Origin of the sequence: Niastella sp., from assembly GCF_045805085.1 — a bacterium.
In the GTDB taxonomy this organism is placed as follows: domain Bacteria; phylum Bacteroidota; class Bacteroidia; order Chitinophagales; family Chitinophagaceae; genus Niastella.
On sequence record NZ_JBJMLX010000316.1, the window covers coordinates 1 to 4,781 of the forward strand.

Consider the following 4,781-nt stretch of genomic DNA (forward strand, 5'->3'; position numbering starts at 1 on the left):
CCCCTTTACTTATTATCCTGCCATCCAGTACATACAATGGTTCGGCCTGCTTCTGTTTTTTATCGTACACATTGCTATACCCTCTGATATTAATTTCCTGCATGGCAGGTGCGGGTGCAGCTGAACCAATAGACAGGCCAGCCACACTACCACTTACAGATGGCGCCGCGTCATAGGCTACCGGTTCGTAATAGGTAAGGAACCACGACTTAATATCGGGTGCATTGTTATGTTGCGCAGGAACCGATGTTGACAAAGCGAGTTTTACCTTTTGCCAGTCGATACCGGTTGATTGCGTTAGTTTGGCTTTATAGGCCAATGCAACAGGTTTGTTGATGTTTTCTACCCTGAGATCGTATGTAGGATTCCAGCCCGCTGCAGGCGTTACATACGATATAGTGAAATCGTACTGACCAGCCAACGGACAATACAATTGCAGCAATAACTTACCGATGGTTTTGTTATTTTTCTGCTCTTCTTCGTCTATCTGGTTGGATATTTTGTTTAAAACATCCAACAGCTTTGCCTTTTTTTCCTGGTACCGGCTGATCTCACTTTGCAATTCCAGCGTTTTGGCTTTGTAGTAATCCACCATTTTGGTGAGCTCAAGCACGTTTAGGCCCGTTTGATCCCCGCGGATCTCCTTGTTTGCTTTTAACAGGTCTAATAATTCCTGGTCGGTCTTTACTACTACCTCCACTTTTGATAACTCACCCTTGACTGTCTCCAGTGAATCTTCCAGCTTTTTTACAATGGGAAGCTTTGTTTCTGGTTTCAGGAAGTTGGTGGAGAACTCAACAGATAAAATGGTCACATTGCCATTGCTGCCTATTTGCAGACTGTTAATATCAATGCGGTTACTGATACCATCGATTATCAATTCATTATTACCCTGGTTCAGCGTTGCTTTGGCGCTGTGCGTTAATTCGGCGCCCACCCGGTACACCATAGCGGATTTCAATACCGAAGGAACAATATTTTTATCGTCATTGGCTTGCACCGAAGCCCCCAACGACAAGGTTATCAAAATGAGGAGCATGCCTTTCATATATTTCATATTTAGTGAGTGATTATGGAATAGATGCATTCGGTTTAATTATTACATAAGCGTTCAAAAAAAATGAAGTAGGAAGTAAGAGGTAGGAAGTTAACCAGTTGACCAGTTAACCAGTTGACCAGTTGATAGAGTTGATGGGATTGATAGGGTTGATAAAGGGCTAAGGATAAAAAGAGTGGGATATGAAAATAGTGAGGAATGTTAACTCGTCGCGGGTCCTTTCACGTTTCACGTTTGACGTTTCACGAAAAAGGACCACCCGAAAACAGATGGTCCTTACAATAATATAATGGAGCTTTAAAACCTACTTATACAACAACTCATAGTACTCATTCGCCATTCTGCCCGAATCGAACTGGAAGCGTACATCACGCATGCCGTTCTTGGCTATCTGGCGCCAGGTATCGTATCGCTCGTAGTACATGGGAAGAATGTCGTGCTCCAACAGTTCATATATTTTATCCAGGTCGTACTGGTCCTGCTCCTGCACATTCATTTTGGCATAATCAGCTTTAGGCACTACAAACCCATTATGGCCCTGGTCAATAAACTCGGGGATCCAGCCATCGGAAGTAGAGAAATTGATGGCGCCGTTCATGGCAGCCGTCATGCCACTGGTGCCTGACGCTTCGCGGGGAACACGTGGATTATTCAACCAGATATCGGCAGCCTGCTTCAATCTTTTTGATATCGCCAATTCATAACCGATCAGCACGGCTACGTTTTTATAGGTCTTGCTCAGATTCACCAGGTAATTAAAGTCATTGATGGCCGGGTAATCCATTGGGTAAGGTTTACCAGCCCAAATGATCTGTACCGGGTATTTGGTACTGCTTAATAATTTTTCAAAGCGGGCTTTATCGCGGGTTATTAATTCTGCGCGTTTGTAACCGGCAAAGCGGCGCGCCCATACAATGGTAAATACGTTCGGGTTGAACAGTTTACCGGTTTGATCGGCCACAATATCAAACGACCGGCGCTTGAGGTATTTCTTGCGATCGTCCCACCAGCTGTCATTGCCTTCTTCGGCGGCGCGGTATAATTGTTTATCGGCCCAGTAACGCCAGTTTTGGGCATTGGTAATGGAAATGATCGGGCAGATATTTTCATATTTACCCCACATAGCCCGTGATACTTCGCCATGTAATTTTGATACGCCATTGGCCAGGTGCGCAAAACGCAACGCCACCAGGGAGTGGTTGAACAGATCGTCCTGTATACCCGTGAGCTTGCGCACTTCATCGAGACTGAGCCCGCAGAAGTAACTCATTTTATGACACAGGTTGATATCATGTTTTTCATTACCTGCTTCCTCCGGCGTATGCGTGGTGAACACCATACGCTTCTTCACTTCTTCAACCTTATTGCCAAATTTCTTGTACAGGTAAAATGCCGATGATACGCCATGCGCTTCATTCAAATGATACAACTCGGGGTTGAACCCTATTTCATCCATCAGCTTGGCGCCGCCCACCCCCAGTAATATGAACTGGGCTACTTTAGTGGCTACGTTGGCATCGTATAACCGATGGGTAATGGTTTGTGAAATATGATCGTTCTCCGGCAGATCAGTGCTCAGCAAAAACAGCGGCGCTGTTTTAAATGTTTCCGGATTCAGGTAATAAGCTTTCACCCATACCAGGTGATCGTGTATGGCAATTTGAAACTTGATCCCGGTATCTTCCAGGAAATGATAATATTTTTCCAGCCAGGTTACCTGTAAGGTATGGTCCTGGTTGCGGGCCTGATCATAATAACCATATTTCCACAAGATGCCAATGCCTACCATGTTCTGCTGCAACTCATACGCACTGCGCAAATGCGAGCCAGATAAAAAACCCAGACCGCCGCTGTATATTTTCAATGGTTGATGCACGGCATACTCCATTGAAAAATAAGCTACTCGTTTGCTGTATTTCCCTTCTATAGGGTAAGGAACTGTAAAATTGGTAAAACTCATATACGCTAATCATTTTAACTTTCAGGTACTAATACCGGGCGAATATAATGTAAATTCCAAGATCGGTTAGTGCTGGAATACGTCTATTATGCGGGACAGCTACCTGTTACTAATGAGCGTTTGTACGCACGCATTAATAGTGGGGCTGTTACTTTTTGGCTTTTGCTTTCGCTGCTTTTTTCTTTGAATAACTTCCGTTGAAAAAGCATTGTATATCCCGGTAAGCTCCACATCGCCCATTTTCTTTCATGGTAACCTTGTTGCCGGTAAAGGTAAACTCCAGCGAACAGGGATTATCACTTTTAACAAATTGTGCAACAGTAGGCGAAATAAAACGGGCACTTCCTTTTAACTCACCATTGCATTTCCCATCGTTCTTTTCAAAATGGACAAAGAATACCATTTCCGATGGGTTCCTTCCATCCCGGATGGAAATGAAATTTTTTGGGTCTTCAACATAATTACCGGAAAATTTATGTGTAGCCGCCATGGTATCTATAGGATTCTGAACATCTTCAATGATATCTTCATTGGGCTCGGTTACAATAAGGGTAAAATTATCCCCGTTCCGGTCATAGAAATAGATATTCCTTTTAAAAACAATGTCGTCGGCGGTTTTCTTTGTTTCGTGGTAGGTAGTTATCTGAAATTTTGAATCGAGCATGCCATAAGAGGAAGTATATCGGTCAAAACCGGTTTTAAGCAACGGCATGGCCTTTAAGAATTTGTTATCATTGCTAAAACAGGCCAGGTATACTATTCTTTTGTTCGCTGCCGTTACTTCGGTGAACAAATAATTTTCTTTTTCCTTTTCCTTTGCACGGCCTAATGCATAAAATTTAGGGGAAGCATTCTTTCCAAAATCTTTCTTCCACACACTGTCAGGTATATACTTGCTTAATGTATTTAAATCCAGGGCTAATGTGGCATTTGGCTTTCTTGCCAACATGGTATCGGCAATAATATGGGGCAGGGTAACTTCAGGATAAAAAGCAACAAAATCGGCAGCTGTTACAATTTCACCTGCCTTAATAGTTGTTTTCTTGTCTTTGCAGGCAAACAATATTGCTATCAAACCCAAACATAAAAAGTACTTCTTCATAAAATAACCAGGAGCTGTTGATGGATAAAAATAAGCATTCATCACCACTTCAAAAAAAGGGCCTGCTATGCCTCCCCCGCCCCTTCCAATAGAGGGGGGAATAAACGCTTCATTCTCCTCTTCCCAGCCAATAGAAGGCCGGGGAGGGCTCAGGAACCTGTTAATATACCTTACATTGCTTGGAAATACCTCATTTATTTTTTAGATTTGTCTAAAATTTATTTTAGGTAAGCAATAAAAGCAGTATGGGCCCAAAATATTCAAGCAGCAGAGAAAATTACCTGAAAGCCATTTTTCACCTGCAGGAAATACATGGTACCGTAACCACCAACCATGTTGCTGGTGAATTGCAAACCCGCCCTGCTTCAGTTACGGATATGTTGAAGAAACTGAAAGCGCAGAAATTATTATTATACGAGAAATATAAGGGATTTAAACTTAATACCGAAGGACGTAAAGTAGCCCTGCAGATCATTCGTAAACACCGGTTGTGGGAATTCTTCCTTGTTGAGAAACTGCATTTTCGCTGGGATGAGGTGCATGAAATTGCCGAGGAACTGGAACACATCAGCAGCAAAAAACTGATTGACCGCCTGGATGAGTTTTTAGGGTTCCCTAAAACCGATCCGCATGGTGATCCCATCCCCGATAGCCTGGGCCGC

At 43.2% G+C, this 4,781-nt stretch carries 4 protein-coding genes; 1 reads left to right on the plus strand and 3 read right to left on the minus strand.

Going from position 1 to position 4,781, the window contains the following annotated elements:
• From ACJ751_RS16440 to ACJ751_RS16450, 3 genes are all read right to left on the minus strand, one after another.
• The coding region (locus ACJ751_RS16440; protein ID WP_407746606.1) for a mucoidy inhibitor MuiA family protein at positions 1–1,048 on the minus strand (1,048 nt) is incomplete at its 3' end.
• A 313-nt stretch (positions 1,049–1,361) separates the two neighbouring features.
• Positions 1,362–3,017, minus strand: coding sequence for an alpha-glucan family phosphorylase (gene glgP / locus ACJ751_RS16445; protein ID WP_407746607.1), 1,656 nt, complete (start codon positions 3,015–3,017; stop codon positions 1,362–1,364).
• Positions 3,018–3,165: 148 nt separating this feature from the next.
• Entirely contained in the window at positions 3,166–4,119 is a 954-nt protein-coding gene (locus ACJ751_RS16450) for a hypothetical protein (RefSeq protein WP_407746608.1), read from the minus strand.
• Positions 4,120–4,364: 245 nt separating this feature from the next.
• Here ACJ751_RS16450 and ACJ751_RS16455 point away from each other — a divergent pair.
• Positions 4,365–4,781 (plus strand): metal-dependent transcriptional regulator (locus ACJ751_RS16455; RefSeq protein ID WP_407746609.1); only part of this gene is annotated, 417 nt, incomplete at its 3' end.